General features: G+C 47.5%; 24 protein-coding genes, 2 pseudogenes and 1 riboswitch. Of the genes and pseudogenes, 19 read left to right on the forward strand and 7 right to left on the reverse strand.

Annotation, left to right across the window (positions count from 1 at the left end; translation table 11 throughout):
* Positions 1–79 precede the first annotated feature (79 nt).
* The 8 genes from KNO92_RS03220 to KNO92_RS03255 all read left to right on the forward strand — a co-directional run bounded on the left by KNO92_RS03220 (position 80) and on the right by KNO92_RS03255 (position 7,036).
* Positions 80–352: an acylphosphatase gene (locus KNO92_RS03220; protein ID WP_214760108.1), complete on the forward strand. Its 273-nt coding sequence runs from the start codon at positions 80–82 to the stop codon at positions 350–352.
* A 203-nt stretch (positions 353–555) separates the two neighbouring features.
* Positions 556–1,875 (forward strand): branched-chain amino acid transport system II carrier protein, encoded by a 1,320-nt coding sequence (brnQ, locus tag KNO92_RS03225; RefSeq protein WP_214760110.1) that lies wholly within the window; start codon positions 556–558, stop codon positions 1,873–1,875.
* Positions 1,876–1,980: 105 nt separating this feature from the next.
* Positions 1,981–3,162 carry an MFS transporter gene (locus KNO92_RS03230; protein WP_214693467.1) on the forward strand — a complete coding sequence of 394 codons (1,182 nt, stop codon included), beginning with the start codon at positions 1,981–1,983 and terminating at the stop codon, positions 3,160–3,162.
* Between the two features lie 11 nt (positions 3,163–3,173).
* Positions 3,174–4,019 carry a DUF72 domain-containing protein gene (locus KNO92_RS03235; protein ID WP_214693465.1) on the forward strand — a complete coding sequence of 282 codons (846 nt, stop codon included), beginning with the start codon at positions 3,174–3,176 and terminating at the stop codon, positions 4,017–4,019.
* A 9-nt stretch (positions 4,020–4,028) separates the two neighbouring features.
* Positions 4,029–5,375 carry a bifunctional metallophosphatase/5'-nucleotidase gene (locus tag KNO92_RS03240; RefSeq protein ID WP_214693463.1) on the forward strand — a complete coding sequence of 449 codons (1,347 nt, stop codon included), beginning with the start codon at positions 4,029–4,031 and terminating at the stop codon, positions 5,373–5,375.
* A gap of 48 nt (positions 5,376–5,423) precedes the next feature.
* Positions 5,424–5,792, forward strand: coding sequence for a YutD family protein (locus tag KNO92_RS03245; protein WP_074033531.1), 369 nt, complete (start codon positions 5,424–5,426; stop codon positions 5,790–5,792).
* 163 nt (positions 5,793–5,955) lie between these two features.
* Positions 5,956–6,261, forward strand: coding sequence for a hypothetical protein (locus tag KNO92_RS03250; RefSeq protein ID WP_074033530.1), 306 nt, complete (start codon positions 5,956–5,958; stop codon positions 6,259–6,261).
* 103 nt (positions 6,262–6,364) lie between these two features.
* Positions 6,365–7,036, forward strand: coding sequence for a DUF975 family protein (locus KNO92_RS03255; protein ID WP_214760112.1), 672 nt, complete (start codon positions 6,365–6,367; stop codon positions 7,034–7,036).
* Between the two features lie 43 nt (positions 7,037–7,079).
* Here KNO92_RS03255 and glpX read toward each other — a convergent pair whose 3' ends face one another.
* On the reverse strand, positions 7,080–8,060 hold the full coding sequence (gene glpX / locus KNO92_RS03260) for a class II fructose-bisphosphatase (protein WP_047795127.1): 981 nt from the start codon (positions 8,058–8,060) through the stop codon (positions 7,080–7,082).
* 158 nt (positions 8,061–8,218) lie between these two features.
* Here glpX and KNO92_RS03265 point away from each other — a divergent pair, with 158 nt between their 5' ends.
* Positions 8,219–8,662, forward strand: coding sequence for a DUF86 domain-containing protein (locus KNO92_RS03265; RefSeq protein WP_214693459.1), 444 nt, complete (start codon positions 8,219–8,221; stop codon positions 8,660–8,662).
* A 4-nt stretch (positions 8,663–8,666) separates the two neighbouring features.
* Positions 8,667–9,446 (forward strand): TIGR01457 family HAD-type hydrolase, encoded by a 780-nt coding sequence (locus tag KNO92_RS03270; RefSeq protein ID WP_214693457.1) that lies wholly within the window; start codon positions 8,667–8,669, stop codon positions 9,444–9,446.
* Between the two features lie 19 nt (positions 9,447–9,465).
* Here the strand turns inward: KNO92_RS03270 and KNO92_RS03275 are convergent, their stop codons facing one another.
* Positions 9,466–9,693 (reverse strand): NifU family protein, encoded by a 228-nt coding sequence (locus KNO92_RS03275; protein ID WP_012726833.1) that lies wholly within the window; start codon positions 9,691–9,693, stop codon positions 9,466–9,468.
* A gap of 128 nt (positions 9,694–9,821) precedes the next feature.
* Here KNO92_RS03275 and KNO92_RS03280 point away from each other — a divergent pair, with 128 nt between their 5' ends.
* Positions 9,822–10,109 (forward strand): YuzD family protein, encoded by a 288-nt coding sequence (locus KNO92_RS03280; RefSeq protein ID WP_224861643.1) that lies wholly within the window; start codon positions 9,822–9,824, stop codon positions 10,107–10,109.
* Between the two features lie 227 nt (positions 10,110–10,336).
* Here KNO92_RS03280 and KNO92_RS03285 read toward each other — a convergent pair whose 3' ends face one another.
* Both KNO92_RS03285 and KNO92_RS03290 read right to left on the reverse strand, forming a co-directional pair.
* Positions 10,337–11,767, reverse strand: a complete 1,431-nt coding sequence (locus KNO92_RS03285) for a S8 family serine peptidase (RefSeq protein ID WP_214760114.1) — start codon at positions 11,765–11,767, stop codon at positions 10,337–10,339.
* A gap of 243 nt (positions 11,768–12,010) precedes the next feature.
* Positions 12,011–13,066 (reverse strand): NAD(P)/FAD-dependent oxidoreductase, encoded by a 1,056-nt coding sequence (locus KNO92_RS03290; RefSeq protein ID WP_214693452.1) that lies wholly within the window; start codon positions 13,064–13,066, stop codon positions 12,011–12,013.
* 98 nt (positions 13,067–13,164) lie between these two features.
* Here KNO92_RS03290 and KNO92_RS03295 point away from each other — a divergent pair, with 98 nt between their 5' ends.
* Positions 13,165–13,401, forward strand: coding sequence for a YuzB family protein (locus KNO92_RS03295; RefSeq protein WP_074033523.1), 237 nt, complete (start codon positions 13,165–13,167; stop codon positions 13,399–13,401).
* Between the two features lie 202 nt (positions 13,402–13,603).
* A complete protein-coding gene (locus KNO92_RS03300) occupies positions 13,604–14,815 on the forward strand; it encodes a NupC/NupG family nucleoside CNT transporter (protein WP_214693450.1) in 1,212 nt (403 codons plus the stop codon).
* Positions 14,816–14,855: 40 nt separating this feature from the next.
* Here the strand turns inward: KNO92_RS03300 and KNO92_RS03305 are convergent.
* Positions 14,856–15,428 (reverse strand): annotated as a pseudogene (locus tag KNO92_RS03305) (nucleotidyltransferase family protein).
* A gap of 71 nt (positions 15,429–15,499) precedes the next feature.
* On the reverse strand, positions 15,500–16,087 hold the full coding sequence (locus tag KNO92_RS03310; RefSeq protein WP_214693438.1) for an ECF transporter S component: 588 nt from the start codon (positions 16,085–16,087) through the stop codon (positions 15,500–15,502).
* Positions 16,088–16,250: 163 nt separating this feature from the next.
* Positions 16,251–16,393, reverse strand: a riboswitch (FMN riboswitch).
* Between the two features lie 98 nt (positions 16,394–16,491).
* Between KNO92_RS03310 and KNO92_RS03315 the strand changes: the two genes are divergently transcribed.
* Positions 16,492–16,848, forward strand: coding sequence for a HesB/IscA family protein (locus KNO92_RS03315; RefSeq protein WP_074033519.1), 357 nt, complete (start codon positions 16,492–16,494; stop codon positions 16,846–16,848).
* Positions 16,849–16,959: 111 nt separating this feature from the next.
* Complete coding sequence (locus KNO92_RS03320) at positions 16,960–17,814, forward strand: NAD-dependent epimerase/dehydratase family protein (protein WP_214693430.1); 855 nt, start codon at positions 16,960–16,962, stop codon at positions 17,812–17,814.
* A 39-nt stretch (positions 17,815–17,853) separates the two neighbouring features.
* Here KNO92_RS03320 and KNO92_RS03325 read toward each other — a convergent pair whose 3' ends face one another.
* Positions 17,854–18,831, reverse strand: coding sequence for an NAD(P)/FAD-dependent oxidoreductase (locus tag KNO92_RS03325; RefSeq protein ID WP_074033516.1), 978 nt, complete (start codon positions 18,829–18,831; stop codon positions 17,854–17,856).
* A 263-nt stretch (positions 18,832–19,094) separates the two neighbouring features.
* On the opposite strand from KNO92_RS03325, the gene KNO92_RS03330 reads away from it, so the two are divergent.
* The 4 genes and pseudogenes from KNO92_RS03330 to ptsG form a co-directional block, all read left to right on the forward strand.
* Positions 19,095–20,306 (forward strand): NAD(P)/FAD-dependent oxidoreductase, encoded by a 1,212-nt coding sequence (locus KNO92_RS03330; protein ID WP_214693428.1) that lies wholly within the window; start codon positions 19,095–19,097, stop codon positions 20,304–20,306.
* A gap of 127 nt (positions 20,307–20,433) precedes the next feature.
* Positions 20,434–20,751: a YuiB family protein gene (locus KNO92_RS03335; RefSeq protein ID WP_012726819.1), complete on the forward strand. Its 318-nt coding sequence runs from the start codon at positions 20,434–20,436 to the stop codon at positions 20,749–20,751.
* A gap of 104 nt (positions 20,752–20,855) precedes the next feature.
* Positions 20,856–21,701 carry a glucose PTS transporter transcription antiterminator GlcT gene (gene glcT / locus KNO92_RS03340; protein WP_214693426.1) on the forward strand — a complete coding sequence of 282 codons (846 nt, stop codon included), beginning with the start codon at positions 20,856–20,858 and terminating at the stop codon, positions 21,699–21,701.
* 221 nt (positions 21,702–21,922) lie between these two features.
* Positions 21,923–23,422: pseudogene (ptsG, locus tag KNO92_RS03345) on the forward strand (glucose-specific PTS transporter subunit IIBC); the annotation flags it as partial.
* Between the last annotated feature and the right edge of the window lie 47 nt (positions 23,423–23,469).

Genomic DNA, 23,469 nt, shown 5'->3' on the forward strand with positions numbered 1-23,469 from the left:
TTCCATTATTTTACTTAAATACTGTTTCCTAAAGTAAGGGCCTCTAAACATCTTTGTCAAAATAAAGGAGGAATATAGAATGAGAGTCGCCAAACATTTGATTGTATCTGGACGTGTCCAAGGCGTCGGGTTTCGATACTTTTCCCAAGAGTCCGCTCGCCAATACGGAATCAAAGGATGGGTGCGAAACTTGAATGACGGGACGGTCGAACTTCATGTTGAAGGCACAAGTGAAGACATTGAGTCATTTCAAAAAGCTTTAAAAGACGGAAATCGTTTCGTCGGCGTCGAGCGAATTGACGAGGCGAAAACAGATGATCAAGGATTCCGGAAGTTCGAAATTCGCTATTAAACGCTTACATTCTCCTTCATGTCGAAGGAGAATTTTTAGTGAAATCCACATTTCAAAAAAATAAACCTCGATTTTTGGAGATGGGGTGGTCAAACGATAGGAAGTGTGTATAATGGAATAGACCAAGCGATATATTGTCAGAAAATTTAGTTATTATTTTTTTGTTAATTCGTTCGGAATATCAAGTGTATGGAGGTAGTTGTATGAAAAAATCGACATTGTTCCCGTTAGCGTTTACGATTTTTGCTTTATTCTTTGGGGCCGGGAACTTGCTGTTCCCACCAGAACTCGGCGCCTTGGCGGGGGAAAACCTCGTACCGGCGATGATCGGGTTCGTCATTACGGGTGTCGGTTTACCACTTCTTGCTTTGTTCGCAGTCGCTCGGGTCGGCGGCGGAACAGACCAAATTGCTCGTTACATTCCTAAACGTCTCGCGCTCGTCTTGACGGGATTGATGTACGTAGCCATCGGGCCATTCTTCGGAATCCCACGTACGGCCGCTGTCACGTATGAAATGGGACTTGTTCCGTTTCTCGACGCACCTTCAACTTTGACACTCGCGATGAGTTCGACCGTCTTTTTCGGGTTGACGTTCTTCTTGACGCTTCGTGCTCAAAAGTTGATTGAAGTCATCGGACGAATCATCACACCAATCCTCTTGTTCTTGCTCGCAGCGATTGGAATCACGAACCTTGTCGCTCCACTCGGGGAGCCAGGAGCTCCAGCAGAAGGATTTGAGACATGGGTTGGCGCACTCGGCCAAGGTTTCCAACAAGGTTATTTGACGATGGATGTATTCGGGGCCCTCGTCTTTGGGGCAATCGTCCTCGTCACGTTGAAAGCTAATGGATTGAGTGACCAAAAAGAAGCGTCTTCACTCCTTCGCTCAGCAGGGATGCTCGCGGTTACCTGTTTGATGCTCGTCTACATCTCGCTCGGATCGATCGGTGCGAATATGACGGTCGCAGAAGGAACAACGAGTGGTGCAAGCCTTCTCCAAGCGTTCGCTGGTACGTCATACGGACAAGTCGGAATGCTCGCTCTCGGGTTAGCGGTCTTCCTCGCTTGTTTGACGACAGCGGTCGGACTCATCTCAGAGTTCTCACGCTTCATCAGCAACCAGTTTGATTCACTCAAATACCACCATGTCGTCATCGCGACTACATTGTTCGGCTATTTGATCTCACTCGTCGGATTGGGCACGTTGATCCAAATCGCGGTCCCACTTCTCACGCTTCTCTATCCGGTCATGATCGCGCTCGTGCTCGTGTCGGTGACAGAACGACTTCAACGCAACCCTGGTGTGGCGATGAAGGCTACGATTTACACGGCACTCGTTCTTTCGTTGTTTGAAACGTGGAACGGAATCCAGCCGTCTGCGGTCACTTCTTGGATCTCAAACTTGCCAATGGCGGAAATCGGTCTTGCTTGGGCGGTTCCAACGATGATCGTCTACGTGATCACACTCCTTCTTCCGAAGGGTGCATCGCAAGAATCACTTGCTCAGTCACGCATCTCATAAGTCTAGCCCATCCTTTGGTCAAGGATGGGCTTTTTTCTGTCTTATTGTTTGCCCATATGTGAGCTCAAACAGTAAAATGGAAAGATGAAAAGGAAGTGACACGCGTTGACAACAAAACAAAAAAATCAATTGGCGATCCTCATGTTAAATATGTTTATCGCCGTCGCCGGCTTCGGGATTATCATCCCGATTATTCCGGATTACTTAAAGATGATTGGCGAAGGGGGAACCGCTGCCGGATTGATGATTTCCGTATTCGCGGGTGCTCAGCTCGTCATGTCACCGATTGCGGGGAAATGGGCAGACGTTTATGGTCGTCGCTTGATGATTATTTTAGGTCTCATCGGATTTACCATCTCGATGGGTGTCTTCTACCTATCGGATAATTTAACAATCCTGCTCGTGTCGCGTGCCATTGGGGGAGTCGGGGCCGCGTTATTGATTCCGGCCATCTTTGCCTATGTGGCGGATATCACGACGCTCGAACAGCGAGCGCGAGGAAACAGTTATATTTCCGCGGCAATGTCATTAGGAATTGTCGTCGGACCAGGGATTGGTGGATTTTTTGCCGAGTTCGGGCTAAAGACACCACTACTCGTCTCAGCAATCGTTTCGTTCATTGCTGTCATCTCATCCGTTCTTCTTTTAAAAGAACCGGACCGTGCTCCTTACGTGGCACCGAAAATAAAGGAATCATTACCGACACAATTGGTCATGTCGACACGTAAACCATACTTCTTCGTGTTATTGATCAACTTAGTCATGGCGTTCGGACTCATGGCGTATGAATCAGTGCTTGGATTATACGTCAGTGAAATGTTCAGCGCGACGCCTCAAGAGATTGCGATCATGGTGACGGGAACGGGCGTCGTCAGCGTCATCGTCCAACTGTTCGCGGTAGACCGCTTAGTCGAGCTGATGGGAGAGGTCAAAGTCGTCCTCGCCTTTATCGCGCTCGCGGCGTTTGGTTTCTTATTATCCCTCTTCGCGGGAACGTATATGTTGTTCTTTGCAGTGACACTCGTCATTTTCTTGTCGACGTCTATCTTGCGCCCGGTATTGAACACGCTCGTCTCAAAACTTGCCGGAAACGAGCAGGGACTCGCGATGGGGATGAACAACGCCTATATGAGCATCGGAAATATTTTAGGACCGACACTCGCGGGTATTGCGTTTGATATTGATATGCGCTATCCGTTCATCATGGGGCTGATCTTGTTGCTCATTACGTATACAGGCACATGGAACTGGTCGAAACGGAAAGCGACCGTCATTTCGGAGTCATAAAGGAGGACGCTATGATTTACGTTGGTGTGACTGGGTGGGGTGACCACGATCTGTTATATACGACCCCAGAGGAACGAAAACATAAACTATCGACGTACGCGGGTCATTTCCCGACCGTTGAAGTCGATTCGACATTTTATGCGATACAGCCCGTGAAAAATTTCGAGAAGTGGAATGCTGAGACGCCGGACCATTTCCAATTCGTCGTCAAAGTTTCCCGGGAAATGAGCGGGCATGACCGTGAACCGAAAACGCCACTTATTGAATTGTTTGAGCGTTATCGTGTTTCGGTTGACCCATTGAAACAGGCAGGAAAGTTACGTGCCGTACTCGTCCAACTTCCGCCTTGGTTCGACGTATCGAAACCACATCTCGACTATTTGCGAACACTCCGTGCCGAACTCTCTGATTATGAGATTGCCATCGAGTTTCGTAATCCGACTTGGTTCTCTGAAGCGTTCCGGGACCGTACGCTCCAATTTTTAAAGGAACAGCGATTCATCAATACGATTTGTGATGAACCCCAGACGAAAGAGAGTAGCATTCCGTTCGTGCCGGTCGTGACGCACCCTGAGGTAGCCGTCGTTCGATTACATGGACGTAATACATCAGGTTGGCTCAAAAAGCCGGGCATGACGAGCCAAGAATGGCGGCACGTCCGTTGTCTATATCGCTATAGCGAGGAAGAACTTCAGGAACTCGCCGCCTCGCTCCGCGAGATTGACCGTGAAGCGAAAGATGTGTATGTATACTTTAACAACAACTCGGCCGGGGACGCGGCTCCGAACGCCAAACGTTTGATTGAAATTCTTGGGCTCGAATACGAGCTTGCACCTAGACAAATTAGTCTGTTTTAGAAGGAAGGGATGGCCGTGACGAAACTTACTATTTTTCATTACAATGATCTTCACTCAAAGTTCGACCAATGGCCGAAACTTGTTTCATTTCTAGAAGAACGTCGCACAGACGATACCCTCTACTTTGATTTAGGGGATCATGCCGATCGCACACATCCGGCGACTGAAGTGACGCGTGGGAAGTTGAACGTTCGCTTACTCGAGCGACTTCAACCGACGGCCGTCACGATTGGAAACAATGAAGGCATCACGTTTCCACACGATTGGTTAGCCGAGTTATATGAAGAGGCGACGTTCCCGATTTTGCTTGGGAATGTGTATGAAGCAGACGGGTCGCGACCAGATTGGGTCGAAGAAACGCTTGTTCTTGAACGTGATGGGTTAAAAATTGGCTTATTTGGTGTCACAGCCCCTTATGAAGAGTTGTATCCCGAACTTGGTTGGCAAATCGAATCGCCTTACGAAGCGACAAAGCGAGCGCTAGAGCGGTTGGCACATTGTGATGTCATCATCGCACTCAGTCATCTCGGTTTCTTCGGGGATGAACGATTAGCAGACATGTATCCTGACATTGACGTCATCCTCGGTGCCCATACGCATCACGTTTTAGATGAAGGCGTGACGACGAACGGAGTGCTCATTGCACAAGCCGGAAAATATGGGAAGTATGTCGGGGAAGTGACGCTGACGCTCGGTGAGTCAGGAGTCGTTTCAAAAGAAGCTCGCCTCCACGAACTGTCACAGCAATCAGATAGTCCAGATACGTTGGCGTTGTTAGATACAGAAGGGGCAGATGCCGAACGCCTCCTCGATATCACGATTGCAGAAACGGAAGGATATGCATCTGATTGGTTCGGGCATTCTCCGCTTGGTGAGTTGCTTGTAGAGGGGATGGTCGAATGGTGTGCAGCCGATGTCGGGATCATTCCGTCCGGAGTCGTCCTAGACGGTCTTGCTTCAGGAAAAGTCACGCTAAACATGTTGCATCGGATCTGTCCACATCCAATCAATCCATGTGTCCTGACGCTTGACGGTAAGACGCTCGAACGATTTTTACATGACGTAAACGAGGAAACGTTCACGAATATGCACGTCAGAGGTCTAGGGTTCAGAGGCACCGTACTCGGCGAGCCGAGTTACTATCAAATCGAACAGCGGGACGGTCAGTACTATGTCATGGGAGAAAAGCTAGATCCGAATCGGACATATCGCGTCGCGACGGTCGATATGTTGACGTTTGGACCGCTCCTTCCATACTTAGCAGACCAGCCGAAGCGATATTTCATGCCGGAATTACTACGGGATGTGTTGCGAGAGACGATTGTCGCTCGTCATGAGGTCATTCGAAAAGGATAGAGCCGTCATAGCGGGACATGCTATGATATTAGAGTGGAGGTGGGAGCGATGATTCGAGTGAATCGCCACGGATATACCGTTTTAGAAGAGAAGCGCGACGGATTTGATGAAGAAGCGTTTATCGCACGGTATAGTGACGTGCTTGATAAATACGACTATATTGTCGGTGACTGGGGACACGGACAGCTACGTTTGAAGGGGTTCTATGAACCGCAATCAAAGTTAGCGACGTATGAGAACCGGATTGATCACGTGATGGACTATGTATACGAGTATTGTAATTTCGGATGTCCTTATTTCGTTCTGAAGAAAGAGACGGACATTAACGAAGAAGAGAGTGGTCCTGTCTTTGGTGGAACGAAGCAGAAACTGAAGTTGAAGCGGAAGTTCAACAAAACTGAAGAGACGAATGCGTAAAGTGCTGAGCAATCAGCACTTTTTATATTTCTATATTACAGTTAATTTCCAAATATTTCGTTTAGGTAAAAAGTCATGACTTCGAGTTTAAGGGTTGGAAAAATGTGATAAATTGTCATTAAGGATACCTACGTAGTTTTGGTTTTTAGAGTGAGGTGATTGGATGCAACATGTACAAACGACCGTCGGGGATCGGGATGATGTCCATAATCGAATTCATAATCTCGGACTAGGGATACTAGCCATGTTCTTTTTTGGCTTTCATATCATGATGACCTTTTATTTTACGGCGGCAGTCATTCTTTTTGAACTCATTCATGTGTTGATCGTCCGTCGCTTTGAATACAGCCACTCTTTTTTACGGAGTCGCGTTTTCAAAGTTACATCTCACCTAGCGTTTTCGCTCGGAGTCCTCTTGTTGATCTTATCCATGTCTCAGTTCTTTTTAGGTAACGTAATGATTCGTTAAGCGGAAAGGGAAAAATCCTTTCCCTTTTTTTATGTTTTTTTGAAACGTCCTTCAACCTTTTCACGTACACTGTAGAGAAGACTATAAAAAAGGATGGGTTACAATGAGATCTGAATGGAAACAACATGCACGACAAGCACTGAAAGGAAAATGGTGGCTCATGGCTGGGTTGGCGCTCTTGTTCATGATCATCAACGGGATTCCACAAGGATTTGCTCCAAGTGTGGACCCAAATTCTACAGAGCCACTCACATCGACAGACGTCACGTTAAGTTTTGTGTCGAACGTGCTTCAAATCTTGATTGCGCCACTTGCCATCGGTTGGTCATGGCTCGCGCTTAACGTATCACGCGGAAATGGTGCATCACTCTCGACATTGTTCAAGCCGTTCCAAAAACGTTATGTGAAACATGTCATCACGTCTTTCGTGATGGGTGTGTTCCTCGTATTGTGGACGTTATTGCTCATCGTACCTGGAATCATCAAAGGATTCTCGTACTCGCTTACGCCGTATATCTTACGTGATCAGCCTGAGCTTTCGGCACTCGAATCGATCACGGAATCGCGTCGTCTCATGGACGGGCACAAGATGGAAGCATTCATGCTCTTCTTGTCGTTCTTCGGATGGTTCCTCGTCGGTATTTTGACATTAGGGATTGGGTTCTTCTTTATCGGGCCTTACTTCTCGACAACGTATGCGACGTTCTATGACTCGATTCGCGACAATCAAGTTGGTTCGGACGAGCCAGTGCACGGAACGGAACAAGGCTTCTAATCAACAAAACGCCTCGCTCATTATATTGAGCAAGGCGCTTTTTTTAGGCGTTGACTTCAGTTTTTTGTAAGTATGGCTTCAATGACAAGTGATGTTCAGCCACGACTTTACGAATCGTGCGTGTCTTCGAGCGCATGACGAGTGACGTCGTCTCGACGATATCGTCCGTCAAGAACTTGACGCCATCGAGCAACTCACCTGACGTGACACCTGTCGCGGCGAAGATGCAGTCGTCGCTCTTGACGAGGTCGTCGAGCGTGAGGAGTTGAAGTGGGTCTTCAATTCCCATTGAGATGACGCGAGCTGATTCCTCTTCGTTCATCGGATGTAGACGGGCCTGCATGTCTCCACCAAGCGCTTTGACAGCAGCGGCTGTGATGACTCCTTCAGGAGCTCCACCTGTACTGATGAAAATATCGATTGGGTTCGATTTGACGGCAGCAGCGATTCCCGCAGACACATCGCCATCTTCGAATAGCTTGACGCGTGCGCCGACATTCATGACGGCTTGACGAAGATGTTCGTGGCGGTCACGGTCTTGCATGATGACCGTTACTTCTTCGATACGCTTGTTATTATATTTCGCAGCTTTTTCAATGATTGACTCGAGTGGTTCGTCGAGTGAGACTTTCCCTTTTAAGTTTGGACCGACGACAAGCTTGTCCATGTACATATCTGGTGCGTGGAGGAGGGCACCTTCATCAGCAACGGCGATGACGACCATCGCATCTCCAAGGCCTTTTGCGACAATGGATGTTCCTTCGAGTGGATCGACAGCGATGTCAACTTTCGGGCCGAATGTCGTTCCGAGTTTTTCCCCGATGTAAAGCATTGGAGCCTCATCGAGTTCACCTTCTCCGATGACAACTGTCGCGTCCATGTTGACCGTTCCAAGAACTTCTCGCATCGCTGACGTTGCCGCATCATCGGCCTCGTTCTTTTGCCCGCGTCCAATCCATTTCGATGATGCGAGTGCTGCTGCTTCCGTTGCCCGTACGATTTCTAATGCTAATTCACGTTCCATAGTGTTGTACCCTCCACGTTATCTCTATTCAATGTGTTATACTTTTTACGGCTTAAATCCGTTGATTAGTGTATCACAATTTTATAAATGATGTAAATAGGACAGATTCTTTTCTCCTGACCGAAAAAAGATTAGTATTAACAGCAGGGGGGATCATCATGTATTTTGTGAATAGAGAGAAGATTAATCAGACACTGGAACAAATGGAGACGATGTTAGCGCATACCGATCAATTGACGGGGGATGCGTTCACGGTGGAACTTGCGAAACAGCGAATGGCCGTCCTTCTTATGGAAGGTGTCATCGATGTTGGGAACTCGATGATTGACGGATTCATTATGCGAGATCCGGGCAGTTATGAAGACATTGTCGAGATCTTACTGGATGAGCGCGTACTCGATGAGACGACGGCGAACGCGACGAAAGCGCTCGTCGGATTACGTGCCTACTACGTTCGTGAGTTTGTGCACGCCGATGCATCAAAATTTGATGAGTGGGTGAAGACGTCGAAACAAGACTTCACGGCGTTCTCCGAACAAGTTCGTCACTACTTAGAAGTCGAGCTTGGACCAGTGTCCGCATTCTTACCAGAAAGCGAGTGATTGGATGGAACCGATTAAAGGATATTTGTTTGATTTAGACGGCACGATGTATGCCGGTACAGAACCCGTTCAGGCAGCGGTTGATTTCGTCAACGAATTAGAAGCGACGGGCGTTCCGTATTTGTTCGTCACGAACAACGCATCGATGACGCAACAACAAATCGCGGATAAATTGATTGCGATGGGCGCAAACGTGAAGGCGGAAAACGTCTTGACGAGCGCGATGGCGACGGCTTTTTATATTGAGAAGATGTCGCCAGGAGCAACCGTCTATATGATTGGGGAAGACGGACTTCGTCTCGCGTTAGAGTCTCGCGGTTTTCATGTCACAGACGAACCGAAGGCGGACTACGTGGTCATCGGACTCGACCGACACATCACGTATGAGAAGTTGGCGCGAGGCGCAATCGCCATCCGTTCGGGGGCTCGATTCATCTCGACGAATGGGGATATCGCCATTCCGACCGAACGTGGATTTTTACCGGGGAACGGATCACTCACGTCCGTGTTGACCGTGACGACGGAGAAAGATCCTTTCTTCATCGGAAAGCCGGAACCGGTCATGATTGACATCGCACTCGACATGATTGGGTTGAATAAAGAAGATGTCGTCATGGTAGGGGATAACTATCACACAGATATTTTATTTGGAATCAATGGTGGCATTCGTACACTCCATGTGAATTCAGGTGTACATGGACCGGCATTTATCCAAGAACAAGAAAAACTCCCAACCTATATGGTCGAGAGCTTAGATGAATGGAAGCATGAAAAAAAGGGATGACGAATGTCTCCCTTTTTGCTTAGAATACTTGTTCTACTTCGACGATCCCTGGTACTTCTTCGATGAGCGCACGCTCAATACCGGCTTTTAGCGTGATTGTTGAAGACGGGCAGCTGCCGCAAGCACCCATCAAACGGAGCTTGACGATGCCTTCTTCGACATCTACGAGTTCGACGTCTCCGCCGTCACGAAGCAAGAACGGACGCAATTTATCGAGCACTTCTTGGACTTGATCAAACATTTCCATGGTATCTACCCCTTTCTCGTTCTACTTTATTCTAGCAAGTTTGAGAGTGTTTCTCAATCATTTACGCTGAGCGTTTCATCATCGAGTAAGGGAAGGATTTTGTATAATGGTTTTGAGGGGGAATGAAGATGAAAATTACGGTATATGGGGCTGAAGTTCAATGTGCAAGTTGTGTCGGTGCACCGAGTTCGACCGAGACGTATGAATGGTTACAAAGTGCACTCGGGCGAAAGTATCCAGAGCAATCCTTTTCGTTCGAATACATCGACTTCGAACAAAGTGAAGACGAGTTCGCCCAGGCACTTAAAGAGGACGAATGGTTTTATCCGCTCGTCTTGCTAGACGGGGAAGTGATTGACGAAGGCGTCGTTCAGTTGAGAAAAGTATATGCGGCGATTGAAGCGAAGCAATCATAAATGAGTATTAAAGACAGACGGACCATGCGAATGCAAGGTTCGTTTTTTGTTTACCTATTCTTCCGAAAACGAAATATGAGGATTTGTTTTATCAGTTTTACAAAACTAGAGTACTTGTTGAACACTTTACCTGATGAATTGGAATCAAAAAAAAGACGAACCAGGTCGTATGATGCGACGTGGTTCGTCAATCAGTGAAGTCGAGCGAAGCGCTCGATTTTTTTCGGTTAAAGAAGTTGGAACGAAGACGTCGCTGAACCAGCTGTGTAACCAGTTAGCGTCGCGTCAGACTTCACTTGATACGTACCGCGTTGTGACCAAGAATTCGTGGAGAGTGTGAACGTGATCGCTCCTGAAGCATTCGTCTTGCCTGTACCGACGAGTGTCGCGCCGTTCGGTAGTGTGACCGTCACATGGACATCGGCGTTCGCGACCGCTTGGTCATTCGAATTACGTACTATTGAAGAAATCGAGACGACTTCACCCGCGTAGTAGTATGACTTTGAAGTCGATACTGTCGTCGTGAGTGCTTGTACCGGTTGTGTCGTACCACCAGAAGTAGGGGCTTGGACGAGTCCATTTCCGAACCAAGTGTCACGACCTGCCGTACCGAGGTCAATCGAATCTTGCGATAATTTCGTACGGAGTTGCGTGCTCGATAACGTTGGGAAGGCTTGCTTCATGAGCGCAAGGTTACCTGCAACGTAAGGTGTCGCCATCGATGTCCCGCTCATTTGACCGTAGCCGCCATTTGAGAGGGTTGAATTGATGCTGACACCAGGTGCCGCGACTTCGACTGTGCCACCTGTCGCTGAGAACGAGGCACGGTTGTTGTTGATATCCGTCGCAGCGACTGCGATTGCCGAACTGTAGCGTGCTGGGTAGTTGACGAGATCGCCTGACCCATCGGTACGTCCGTTGTTTCCGGCTGCCGCAACGACGAGGATGCCTGCGTTATTCGCACGATCCACGACTTGTTGGAGTGTCGTCGAGGGGCTTGTCGTCCCAAGACTCAAGTTGATGATGTCCATGTCATTTGTGATTGACCAGTCAATGCCGGCGATGATGCTTGATAGACTACCACTACCGTTCGCCTCAAGTGCTTTGACGGCATAGATGCTTGCCTCATGAGCGATTCCGACCGTACCGATGCTGTTGTTACGGGCTCCGATAATCCCGGCGACGTGCGTACCGTGACCGTTATCATCGGTGTAAGAACTCGTGACCGTACTAAACGAGGCACCACCAGCAATCGTTAAGTCAGGATGAGCGGAGATACCCGTATCGACGACGGATACTTTGACACCTTTCCCAGTGAACCCACTTTGCCAAGCGGAAGGAGCTTGAAGTTTAGGGATTCCCCAATCCTGGCTTTGGTTCTCGATATGTACCGTTTGATCGACTTCCACGTGTGCGACATGCGGGTTATTCTTCAGTCCGTTCAAGGCAGCTTTCGGAACTTCAAGTGCTGCTGCAGGAATATTCGAATACTGTTGTTTAACTTCCATGCCTTCAATCGAGAGCGGAATTTTCTTTGCCGATTCTTTGAAGACGACGAGAACGCGTTCTTTCTCTTTGTTCGGGGCGGCTTCCGCGCCTCCTGGGACGGTTGATAAGACGAGCAATGATGCAAGGACGGTGCTACAGATTTTCTTCAACTTGTTTCCTCCTTTAAGGTAGTAGGCAAGATGACAGGATGTCGTACTGACGTGTTCATAGAGTAACAAGTATTTCCAACGGATAGAATATGTCGATGGCATTAAAAATCTGAATATTTAGATAAGGATACAGGGGATTCAGATACAAGACTTTTGACTCAAGAGGACGTAACGGTAACAGAAAATCGGTGATGCGGTGCATGAAAAAAAGCGAATCGACCCGTCAGGTCCATTCGCAATTGTTTACTTGATGACTTTATGTTTCCAAAGAATTCCGGACTTCAACAAGCGGGCGACTTTGCCGGTGAGTGATTGTTTCCCCATGAACACCCCGAAGCCTGCTTTCTTACCGAGGGAACCGAGCGTCCCTTTCAATTTGATGTCTGGTAACTCTGGATAGGCAAGTCCTTTCCATTTACAGAGGAGCACTTGAACGATTTGTTCCGCCTGAGCTTCGGCGAGCTGTCCGGACGGTGCGTATGGCAAGCTTGCATTGTCTCCGACGACAAATACGTCCGGTAAGCCTGGTACGAAATGATGTTCCGTCAGTTTGACACGTCCGCCTCCATCAAGCTCCCATCCTTGATTGCGTACGACAGCGACCGGTTGAATACCGGCTGTCCATACGGTTAAGTCGGAAGGGAACAAATCTTCATGGTTCCATAAGCCATCGGCATCGACGCGTGTAATGTTGGCGTTGTTGATGACTTCGACCCCATGCTCTTCGAACCAAGATTGGACATACATGGAGACACGATTGGATAAGAACGATAGCACCGAAGGTCCACGGTCAAACAAGCGAACCGTCAAATCAGGACGACTCTCGCGTAGTTCGCTTGCGAGTTCGACGCCGGATAATCCGGCTCCAACGACTGAAACGACCGAGCCAGGTCGTAACCCGTTGATCGCTTGCTGTGTTTTTCGTGATTCTTCAAGTGTTTGAATACTGTACGTGAACTCTGCTGCCCCCTGGACGTTGTGATACTTGTCTTCACAGCCTAATCCGATGACGAGGTCATCATACGGTACTTTTTCTCCACTCGCGAGAAGAACCATCCTGTCTTCCGTATCGATATCCGTGACTTGTCCGTATATGTAGTCAATTTCTTCCGGAAAATCGATGCGAATATCGCGGTCCGAGACTGTTCCTGCAGCGAGCGCATAATACTCTGTTTTTAATCCATGATAAGGTAAGCGATCGACGAGCGTGACCGATACGTCCTTCAACTGATGTCCAAGAACTCTTTCGATGACACGCATACCCCCGTAACCGCCCCCTAAGACGACTAATTTGCGCATAATAATCCCCCTTTGTTACTCTTCAACTGTATCATGTTATAATCTGCCGTAGAAGAACCATTTTCCGATAATTCACGTAAAGAAAGACGGTGACATATATGATGAATCCAATCATCGAATTTTGCGCCTCGAATTTAGCGATGGGCTCACAAGTGGCCCGAGCGAAATTAGAGTCTGACCCTGATCTCGATGTGGTCGAATACGGCTGTACAGGCTACTGTGGCGTCTGTTCCCTCGACCTCTTTTGCCTCGTCGACGGGGAAGTCGTGACCGGTGAAACGCCGGATGAGTTGGTGACGAAGGTGTATGAAAAAATAGAAGAGATGGCATGGTAAAAAGTTTGAGGGATGACCTCAAACTTTTTTATTTCACCCGTTGCATTTTAAAAAGAGGGATGTTATATTCTAAGAGGTTCGAATGTAGGTTGTCTGACGTTTAACAACGAGAAAAAGAAAGCGTTTCAAACGGTAGGGCACATCTCTTTTCGGGTATGACACATATAATAGCTTTGTTTAATATGAAAGGAGCACAACATCAATGAAAATCATGAGTGTGGTTGGTATTTTGGCACTAATTGCAATCGCTTACATCTTCTCTACCAACCGTAAAGCCATCAAATGGCGCACGGTCTTGGCAGCGTTCGCTGTTCAATTTACGTTTGCTTTCCTTGTCCTGTATACGTCTTGGGGACGCAAAGCACTTGAAGTACTTTCTGAAGGCGTTCAAGCTGTCTTGAATACAGCGAATGCTGGGATCAGTTTTGTTTTCGGTACGGCAGTAGGGGGAGACAACTTTGTCTTCGCTTTCCAAATCTTGACGATTATTATTTTCATGTCATCATTAATCGCGTTACTTTACTACCTTGGCGTCATGCAGTGGGTCATCCGTATCCTCGGTACGGCACTCGCGAAAGCATTAGGAACGTCACGTAAAGAGTCACTTTCGGCTACAGCAAACATCTTCGTTGGTCAAACGGAAGCACCGCTTGTCATCAAGCCTTACCTTCCTACGATGACACAGTCTGAGCTCTTTGCAGTCATGGTCGGTGGTCTTGCATCGGTTGCTGGTTCTGTACTTGCTGGATACGCAGCACTTGGCGTACCACTCGAGTACTTGCTCGCAGCGAGCTTCATGGCAGCGCCAGCAGGTCTCTTGTTCGCGAAAATCATCGTTCCTGAATCAGAAGAAGTCGATGACAACATTGAGATTGCTGAAGATGAAGAGAATAAAGCGGCAAACTTTGTCGATGCAGCGGCACGTGGTGCGTCTGACGGTCTCTTCCTCGCATTGAACGTCGGTGCGATGCTTCTTGCATTCGTGTCATTGATCGCCCTTGTCAACTTGATTTTAGGTGGAATTGGCGGATGGTTCGGCTTTGACGGATTGTCACTTCAATTGATTCTCGGTTATGTGTTCGCACCACTCGCGTTTGTCATCGGTGTACCGTGGGCAGATGCTGTACAGTTCGGTAGCTTCCTCGGTCAAAAACTAGTCTTGAACGAATTCGTTGCATTCTCTGAGTTTGCACCAATCATCGGTTCTGGAGAATTGTCAGCGCGTACAGAGGCGATGACTGCATTCGCACTTTGTGGTTTTGCTAACATCTCATCACTCGCGATTCTTCTCGGTGGTCTTGGTGGTATGGCACCAAACCGTCGTGGTGACATCGCACGTATGGGTGTCCTCGCGATTCTCGCAGGTACGCTTGCAAACTTGATGTCAGCTACTTTGGCTGGACTTCTTCTCTAATTAGTATAACAAAACGCGATCACTTCGGTGGTCGCGTTTTTTAGTATAGGGATGATGTATACAATTTGACGTTCGGCCATTGAGCTGGCCAATTTTTTTGAGCCATTCGTTTCAAGTAGATTGGATGTTTTGAGGTGCTTGTTTCAAAATATGGTGTAGGTCTAGCTTGTAGTGTGAGAAGGTCTTGAACGCCATAGGGTGCTGAGAGAATGAGCTCACCGTCTACATTGAGACGTACCCCGATTGCGGTCACCGTCTCGGGGAAGTGCGCTAGCGCATCGACCGATGACGTATATGGTGGCAAATGGTTCACATGATGCATCCTCGCTTGGTTTTTTACAGACCAAGGTACGCTCGGGTCGAGTTGATTCAACACCTGTTCTAATTCTTTTTCGATGGATTCTTCTGACTAAGTAGGGTCGAAATAAATCACATCGACGTCGTCCGTTTGGGTCGGTGCATCGTATCCATGATGATGGTCCCATATTTTTGCGCGAATATAGCCCGCGCAAATCCACCAGTCGGGCAGATGAAGGGTAGCAACGGTGCGAAGAAGGTTCAAAAGTTTTGCATCTTGTTGTAAGAAATCAATCAAATCCTGCTCGTGTTTCATCAATCAAACTCCTCCTGATCAATCAGATTGAAAAAAAGCACCTAGGCAACGCCTAAGTGCTCGTATATCGATTATGCTTGAAGTTGTACGCGCTGACGTTCGATCCACGGCTTCAATTTCAAGAAGAGTGGAACGAAGAGTGCGCTGATCAAGATCGCTTTAATCAAGTTGAACGGTAAGATCCCGTAAAGGACGAGGTCCGTCTTCACGGCCGGATCGGCCATGTCTGCCATTCCGAAGAAGAAGGCATAGGCTGGCAAGATGACGAGATAGTTTAAAATGGCGAGGCTGAGTGCCATCGTGATTGTACCGGCGAGTAGTCCAGAAGCGAGTGCTTTGTTCGTCTTCCGTTTGTGGTAGAACCATGCGACCGGGTACATGAATGCGACACCTGCGAAGAAGTTTGCGACCTCTCCGACCGGGACACCGCCACCGTTAAAGACATAGTACAAGACGTTTTTCAATCCGACGACCACGACACCTGCGAGTGGAGAAAAGACGATCCCAGCAATGAGTGCAGGAATGTCACTGAAATCCACTTTGAGGAATGGCGGTAAAAATGGGAGCGGGAAGTTGAATAGCATGAGTACGAACGAAATCGTCCCGAGCATCGCCAAAGTCACCATAGTTGTCAATCGTTTGTTGCGCGTAGTTTTCATCAGAATCTCTCCTTTAGGTCGCTCCTCGATGAATGGCACCCGTCGCATATAAAAACCCGATTGCAATGAAGACAATCGGGAGAGTTTACGCGCATACGAAATAGATGTTTTCCGAGGTGGAAAAGTCCACGTCAAAGAAAACATCCGGATATCGGTCGGATGCCGCCATCTTCTCCCATCCAGACTGTACTGTCGGCTTTCGAATCTCACGAAATCAGCAAGCAACGCCTTGCTCGCTCACGGGCTGAGAAGAATAAATTCTTCAATACCGCCGGTCGGGAATTTCACCCTGCCCCGAAGATGGAACGATTTAATTTTTTTTGTTACAGTTTAGTTATACAAGATAATGCACAAAACTACAAGTCAATTGACTTGAATTGAAGATTAAATGAGGAGGAGTTCAGATGATTCATTTGACAGAATCAGCAGCACTTCAAGTACAAGAGATGATGAAACAGACCGAACGCCCGGATGCACAATATTTGCGAGTAAAGGTCCAAGGTGGCGGATGTACAGGACTTTCATATGGAATGGGCTTTGATGAGGAAAAGACGGATAAAGATATTCAATTCGACCATCACGGCGTCCGCGTCATCGTCGCAGAAGTCGATCACGGGGTCGTCGATGGGCTCGAGATTGACTACAAGCAATCGATGCTCGGTGGAGGATTCACGATTAAAAACCCGAATGCCATCGCCACGTGTGGCTGCGGTTCGAGTTTCCGTACGGCAACGAACGCCGGTACACCAGGAGAATGTTAATTATTTTAGACTATGGAGCGCCATAGTCTTTTTTTGTGCGATTCGACCAGTTACGGAACGTCGGGGAAAGGGAATGTAGGGAAGAGAATCGTATTGAAGGGGGCTAGGGTGATGAGGAAAGTATTGATTTTTGGAGGATCGCGCTATTTCGGGAAACGACTTGCCTTGCGACTCGCGGAGGCGGGGGACGATGTGACGATTGTGACAAGAGGCCAACTACAAGTACCAGAAGACGAAGGGATACGGTCCATTAAAGGAGACCGACAATCGGTCGCGACGATGAAAGACTTGGCACGAGAACGGTATGACCTCGTCTACGACAATATTTGCTTTACCCCGTATCAGGCAAAAATCGCCTCGGATGCGTTCATGGACAAAGTCGGAAAGTATGTCCTGACGTCTACAATGTCGGTATACGCGCCGGGACCTGATTTAAAAGAGAGTGACTTTAATCCGCTCCATTATGAATATCATCTAGAAGCCGAGCATGACTACGGACAAGGGAAGCGAGAGGCAGAGTCGTTCTTCTTCCACCGGGCTTCGTTCCCAGTTGCGACCGTACGCTTACCGATTGTCCTCGGACCAGATGATTATACAGATCGACTCAAGTTTTATGTGGACGCGATTCGCAACGAGGAACCGATTGTGTTGCATCGTCCAGAAGCGAAAATGGGCTTCATCTCGAGCGCGGAAGCAGCAGCATTTTTAGAATGGGTGGGACGTGCGAACGTGACTGGACCCTTCAACGCTGCGAGTGACGGTCTCATCTCCATGGGTGCTTTAATGGAGCGAATCGGGCAACATGTCGGAAAACCTGTCCATATCATAAAAGATGGGGAGTCGTCCCCATATGATTCGGACGTCGACTATTACATGTCGATTGCTGAAGCGAAAAAGGCGGGCTTCGTGTTCACGCAACTCGATGACTGGATTGACCGGGTCATCATTCAAACGATGCGGAAATGAAAAAATCCTCTGTGGACACAGTCCACAGAGGATTAATCATTATTTCCCGGCAAATACAGATGTCGAGTGTTGCGGGTGACGGGCAGTCGGATCCACAAGTTGCTTCACTTGGTTGATGGCAATCGGTGCTTCACCGAAACCTGTTGCGATCAGCTTCACTTTTCCTTCATATGTGGCGATATCACCGCAAGCAAAGATCCCGGCAACTGTTGTTTCCATGCGTGAGTCGACACGGATTGTGTTCTTCTCAAATTCCATTCCCCAATTCTTGATTGGACCAAGAGATGACACGAATCCGTAGTTACAAATCAAATCATCAATCTCAACGATTTTTGACTCGCCGTCTTTATCCGTCAATTCAACAGATTCGATGTGTGTCTCACCTGAGAGTGACTCGATGTTGTACGGCGTAAGGACATTAATCGTCGATGCCTTCATTTGTTCGACCGTGTGTTCGTGAGCACGGAAACGGTCACGGCGGTGAACGATGTGTACTTCTTTTGCGATGCCTTCGAGCATGAGTGCCCAGTCGACAGCAGAGTCGCCACCACCGGCAATCATGACGCGGCGATCACGGAATTTCTCCATGTTATCGACAAAGTAATGAAGGTTTGCGTAATCTTCGCAACCGTCAAGACCGAGTGGACGAGCCGAGAAGGCACCGTTTCCGGCAGTGATAATGACCGCTTTCGTATGGTACTCTTCTTTATTCGTCGTCAAAACGAACGTGCCGTCCTCGAGACGTTCCACCGTTTCAACGGTTTCGCCGAGGCGGTAGTCTTGCTCGAATTGATCAGCCTGTGCTTTTAATTGATCAATCAAATCCTGTGCTTTCACTTTCGGGAAACCAGCGATATCATAAATATATTTTTCAGGATAGAGCGTTGACAATTGACCGCCGAGTTGCGGTAAACTTTCAATCAACGTCGTATCGAGTTGGCGCATGCCTGCGTAAAATGCGGTGAACAATCCAACCGGACCTCCACCGATGATGATTACATCTTTCGTCGTCTTCATCGAATTCCTCCTCAAAGCGTATACATTTATTATAGAGAGTTTATTGAATTAAATCCATTCAGTACAAACATGCAACACTTTCAAAAAAAATTCAAGAAGATAAGCTTTTCCATTGAGAATTCAAATTAAAGAGCGTACAATGAAACAGAAGCAATTGTGAACAGATGTTGAACAAGAATGGGCTTTATTGTGAACATCTATGTGAAGAAACACACAACATAGTTGTTCAAAAAAACAAAACTTTAAACAAGGTGGAAATGAACATGAAACGACCTAACATTGTTATTCTTGGCGCGGGCTTTGGCGGACTCATCACAGCCGTCAACCTTCAAAAGACACTCGCTGCAGGTGACGCGAACATCACGCTCATCAACAAGCATGATTATCACTACCAAACAACTTGGCTTCACGAACCAGCTGCTGGAACGATGAACCCAGACCAAGCACGCATTTACATTAACGACATTGTGAACCCGTCACGTGTGAAACTTGTCAAAGGGATCGTCGATCGCGTCGATACTGCTGCGAAACAAGTCACGCTTGAAGATGGTTCTGTCGTCGAATACGACTACGTTGTCATCGGCCTCGGCGGTGTACCGGAAACATTCGGTATCCCAGGCTTGAAAGAAAACGCCATGACAATCAGCTCATTGAACAGCGTTCGTAAAATTAAAGAGCACATCGAGTATTCATTCGCTCAATATAAAACAAACGGTTCTTCTGACAGCTCGTTCGTAACAATCGTTGTCGGTGGTGCTGGATTCACAGGAATCGAATTCCTCGGTGAAATCGTCAACCGAATCCCAGAGCTTTGCAAACAATATGACGTACCACGCGAAGCTGTTCGCATCGTCAATATTGAAGCAGCGCCAACGGTTCTTCCAGGTTTCGACCCAGAACTCACAACGTACGCACAGAAATGGTTGGAGCGTAACGGTGTCGAGATGAAACTCGGTAACGGAATCAAAGGTGTTGAGCCAGGTGTCGTTACGTTTGGTCCACTTCAAGGTGACACGACGGAGACGATTCATGCCAACACGATCATCTGGACAGGTGGCGTAAGTGGTAGCCCGATCATCGAAAAATCAGGATTTGAAGCGGTTCGTAACCGTGTCATAGTGGAAGCGGACAACCGTGCACCAGGTCACGACAACGTCTTCATTATCGGTGACTGCTCGGCAGTCATGGACCCTGCTTCGAACCGTCCATACCCACCAACGGCACAAATCGCAACACAACAAGCGCACAACGTTGCGAAAAACATCGCGGCACTCATCAATGGCAAATCGACTTCGAAGTTCACTTACGAGAGCAAAGGGACAGTCGCTTCGCTCGGTCATAACGATGGAATCGGAATCGTCATGGGTAAAAAAATCTTCGGTCGAAACGCTTCATTTATGAAGAAAGTGATCGACAACAAACACTTCATCGAATTGAAAAAATACGGACTCGTCCTCAAAAAAGGAAAGTTCTAATTTTCGATTAACGTACGGCTCGTTCTGATTCAGAACGAGCTGTTTTCTTTCGAAATTGTCATAGGAAGTTCTTTGACCACGTCGGTCGAAATTTTGTATAATGGAGAGCGGACAAGGGGGGCATCACATGCATATTATCCAAGCAGTCATTGGGGCCGTTTTATATATGACGATTTTTTTCAGTATCGGCTTCATCTTGAATATGTTACTTAAAAAGACATGGACACTCGTGTTCATTTATCCAATTTTTGTCATCATGATGATTGATAATGTCAAACTTTCGAGTTACGTGACCGAGACGTCAACTGCACTCACGGGAATCTATGAAGGACTCGTCGGATTGCAACTTCTCGATTTGTTCATGCTCGGTTTCGGGTTGCTCGGAGCAATCTTGGCTGGCGTGACGATTCGTTTCTTACGGAAGAGCGGTTATTCAATGTTTTAAATGGCGACAGAAATGTTCGCCTTTTTTGTTTTGTCCCTACTTTTTTAGGGCATGAACCGATATACTAGATAGCGAAACGATTTTTAGTAAGGGATGCGATGCGAATGACATTACCGATGTATACGATCAAAAAAGTGTTGAATAATAGCGTTGTCATTTGTCAACATGATACGGATCCGGAAGTCATTCTACTCGGGAAGGGGATTGGCTTTGGCAAAAAACCAGGCGACCTCGTCGACCCGGCCAGCGTCCCGGAGAAAGTGTATCAACTGACAGATAAAGAAGAACAGTCGCAGTATCAAGAGCTCGTCAAACATGTCGATGAGGATTTTATTGCGTTCATGCAAGAGATCGTCGGCTTCATCGAGACGAGTACGGGTAAAAAAGTCGATGAGCACATTCATATCGGCTTGACCGACCATTTGTTCTTCACGATGAAACGAATCGAGCAAGGGATGGAAGTGACGAATCCGTTTTTACTTGAGACAGAATCACTTTATCCAAACGAATTTGCGCTCGCGGAACGAATCGTCGATATGTTCCATGAACGATTGAACGTACTCCTACCGGATGCGGAGACTGGATTCATTGCCCTCCATATTCACTCGGCGACGACGTTCAAAAATGTTCTGGAAGTGAATCGTCATAACCAAATCATCGGCCAAATCGTCCAGACGATTGAGAGTCGTTTGAACGTAAAAATGGACCGAACTTCACTCGATTATAAGCGCTTACTTCGGCACTTACGGTACGCCGTTGAGCGGGTTGCGACGGGTGAGATGGTCGAGGCACCACAAAAAATTGAAAAGGTGTTGCGCGACGAATATCCGCTATGCTATAGTACTGCTTGGGAGCTGATGGGCATCATGGAACGCGAATTAAAGCGTCCCGTCCCACGAGGTGAAGCGACATATTTGACGATGCATCTCCAGCGCCTAACAAGTAGATAAATGATACCACGTGTCTTACGTGTTACTGATTCGATCAGGCATGAGTAAGGAGTGGAACGTTATGTGATTTCTCCATTGGGAGAGGTCTACGTTCTATCCTTATTCATGCCTTTTCTGTTTTTATAAACGTGATTTATGAAAACGTTTAGATACGTCGGTTGTCTGACATCTACACCGCTATCATATTGTTTATACGTACTTAAAAAAAGGAGGAAATGTTGATGTTTAAGCAGATCTTTGGTGTTCTTCAAAAAGTCGGTAAAGCACTTATGCTTCCTGTTGCGATCTTGCCGGCAGCCGGTCTTCTTCTTGCATTCGGTAACGCAATGCAAAACCCACAACTTACATCACGCGCCGATTGGTTAACAAACGACGGTATCGTGAAATTCGCTCAATTGATGGAGCAAGCGGGTGGAATCATCTTCTCGAACTTGGCGCTCTTGTTCGCAGTCGGTGTTGCCATCGGTTTAGCAGGTGACGGGGTTGCTGGACTTGCAGCAATCGTCGGATTCTTGATCATGAACAAAGTGATGGGTGTTTGGCTCGAACTCACACCTGAAGTGTTAGCTCAAGGTGACCCTGCTTACGCGAACGTACTCGGTATCCCAACACTCCAAACAGGGGTATTCGGAGGGATCATCATGGGTCTCATCGCCGCATGGGCCTATAACAAGTACTTCAATATTGAATTGCCACAGTTCCTTGGTTTCTTCGCTGGTAAACGTTTCGTTCCAATCGTAACAGCAGTTGCAGCAGTCGTTGCTGGTTTCGTCATGCTTTTGATCTGGCCACCAGTACAAGATGGTTTGAACGCATTCTCAAAAATCATGTTGGAAGAAAACCGTACATTCGCAGCGTTCGTCTTCGGTTTGATCGAACGTTCATTGATTCCATTCGGTCTTCACCACATCTTCTACTCACCGTTCTGGTTTGAATTCGGTTCATACACGGATGCAGCGGGTAACGTCGTTCGTGGTGACCAAGCGATCTTCTTCGCACAAATTCGTGACGGTGCTGAATTGACGGCAGGTACGTTCATGACTGGTAAATTCCCGTTCATGATGTTCGGTCTTCCTGCAGCAGCACTCGCAATGTACCATGAAGCACGTCCTGAGCGTAAAGCGGTTGTCGGTGGTCTCTTGGCTTCTGCTGCCCTTACATCGTTCTTGACTGGTATCACAGAACCAATCGAGTTCTCATTCTTGTTCGTAGCACCGCTTCTCTTCGCAGTACACGCAGTATTCGCAGGTCTTTCGTTCATGACGATGCATATCTTGAACGTTAAGATCGGGATGACGTTCTCAGGTGGTTTGATCGACTTCTTGCTCTTCGGTGTTCTTCCAGGTCGTACGGCTTGGTGGCTCGTCATTCCAGTCGGTCTCGTGTTCGCGGTTGTTTACTACTTCGGATTCCGCTTCGTTATCCGTAAGTTCAACCTTAAAACACCAGGTCGTGAAGATGAGGTTGTTGAACAATCAACAGCTACTGGTTCAGAACTTGCACAAGATATCCTCGTTGGTCTTGGTGGCTCGCAAAACATCAAGCACCTCGATGCATGTATCACACGTCTTCGCGTCGAAGTAAAAGATAAGAACCAAGTCAACAAAGATGAGTTGAAACGCCTTGGCGCATCTGGTGTCCTTGAAGTTGGTAACAACATTCAAGCAATCTTCGGACCACGTTCGGATGCATTGAAATCAGAGATTCAAGCAGTTATCGCTTCAGGTAACGAAAAGAAAGCAAACTAATCATCATCTAGACCAATCCT

Origin of the sequence: Exiguobacterium sp. s129 (genome assembly GCF_018617585.1) — a bacterium.
Lineage (GTDB): Bacteria > Bacillota > Bacilli > Exiguobacteriales > Exiguobacteriaceae > Exiguobacterium > Exiguobacterium aestuarii_A.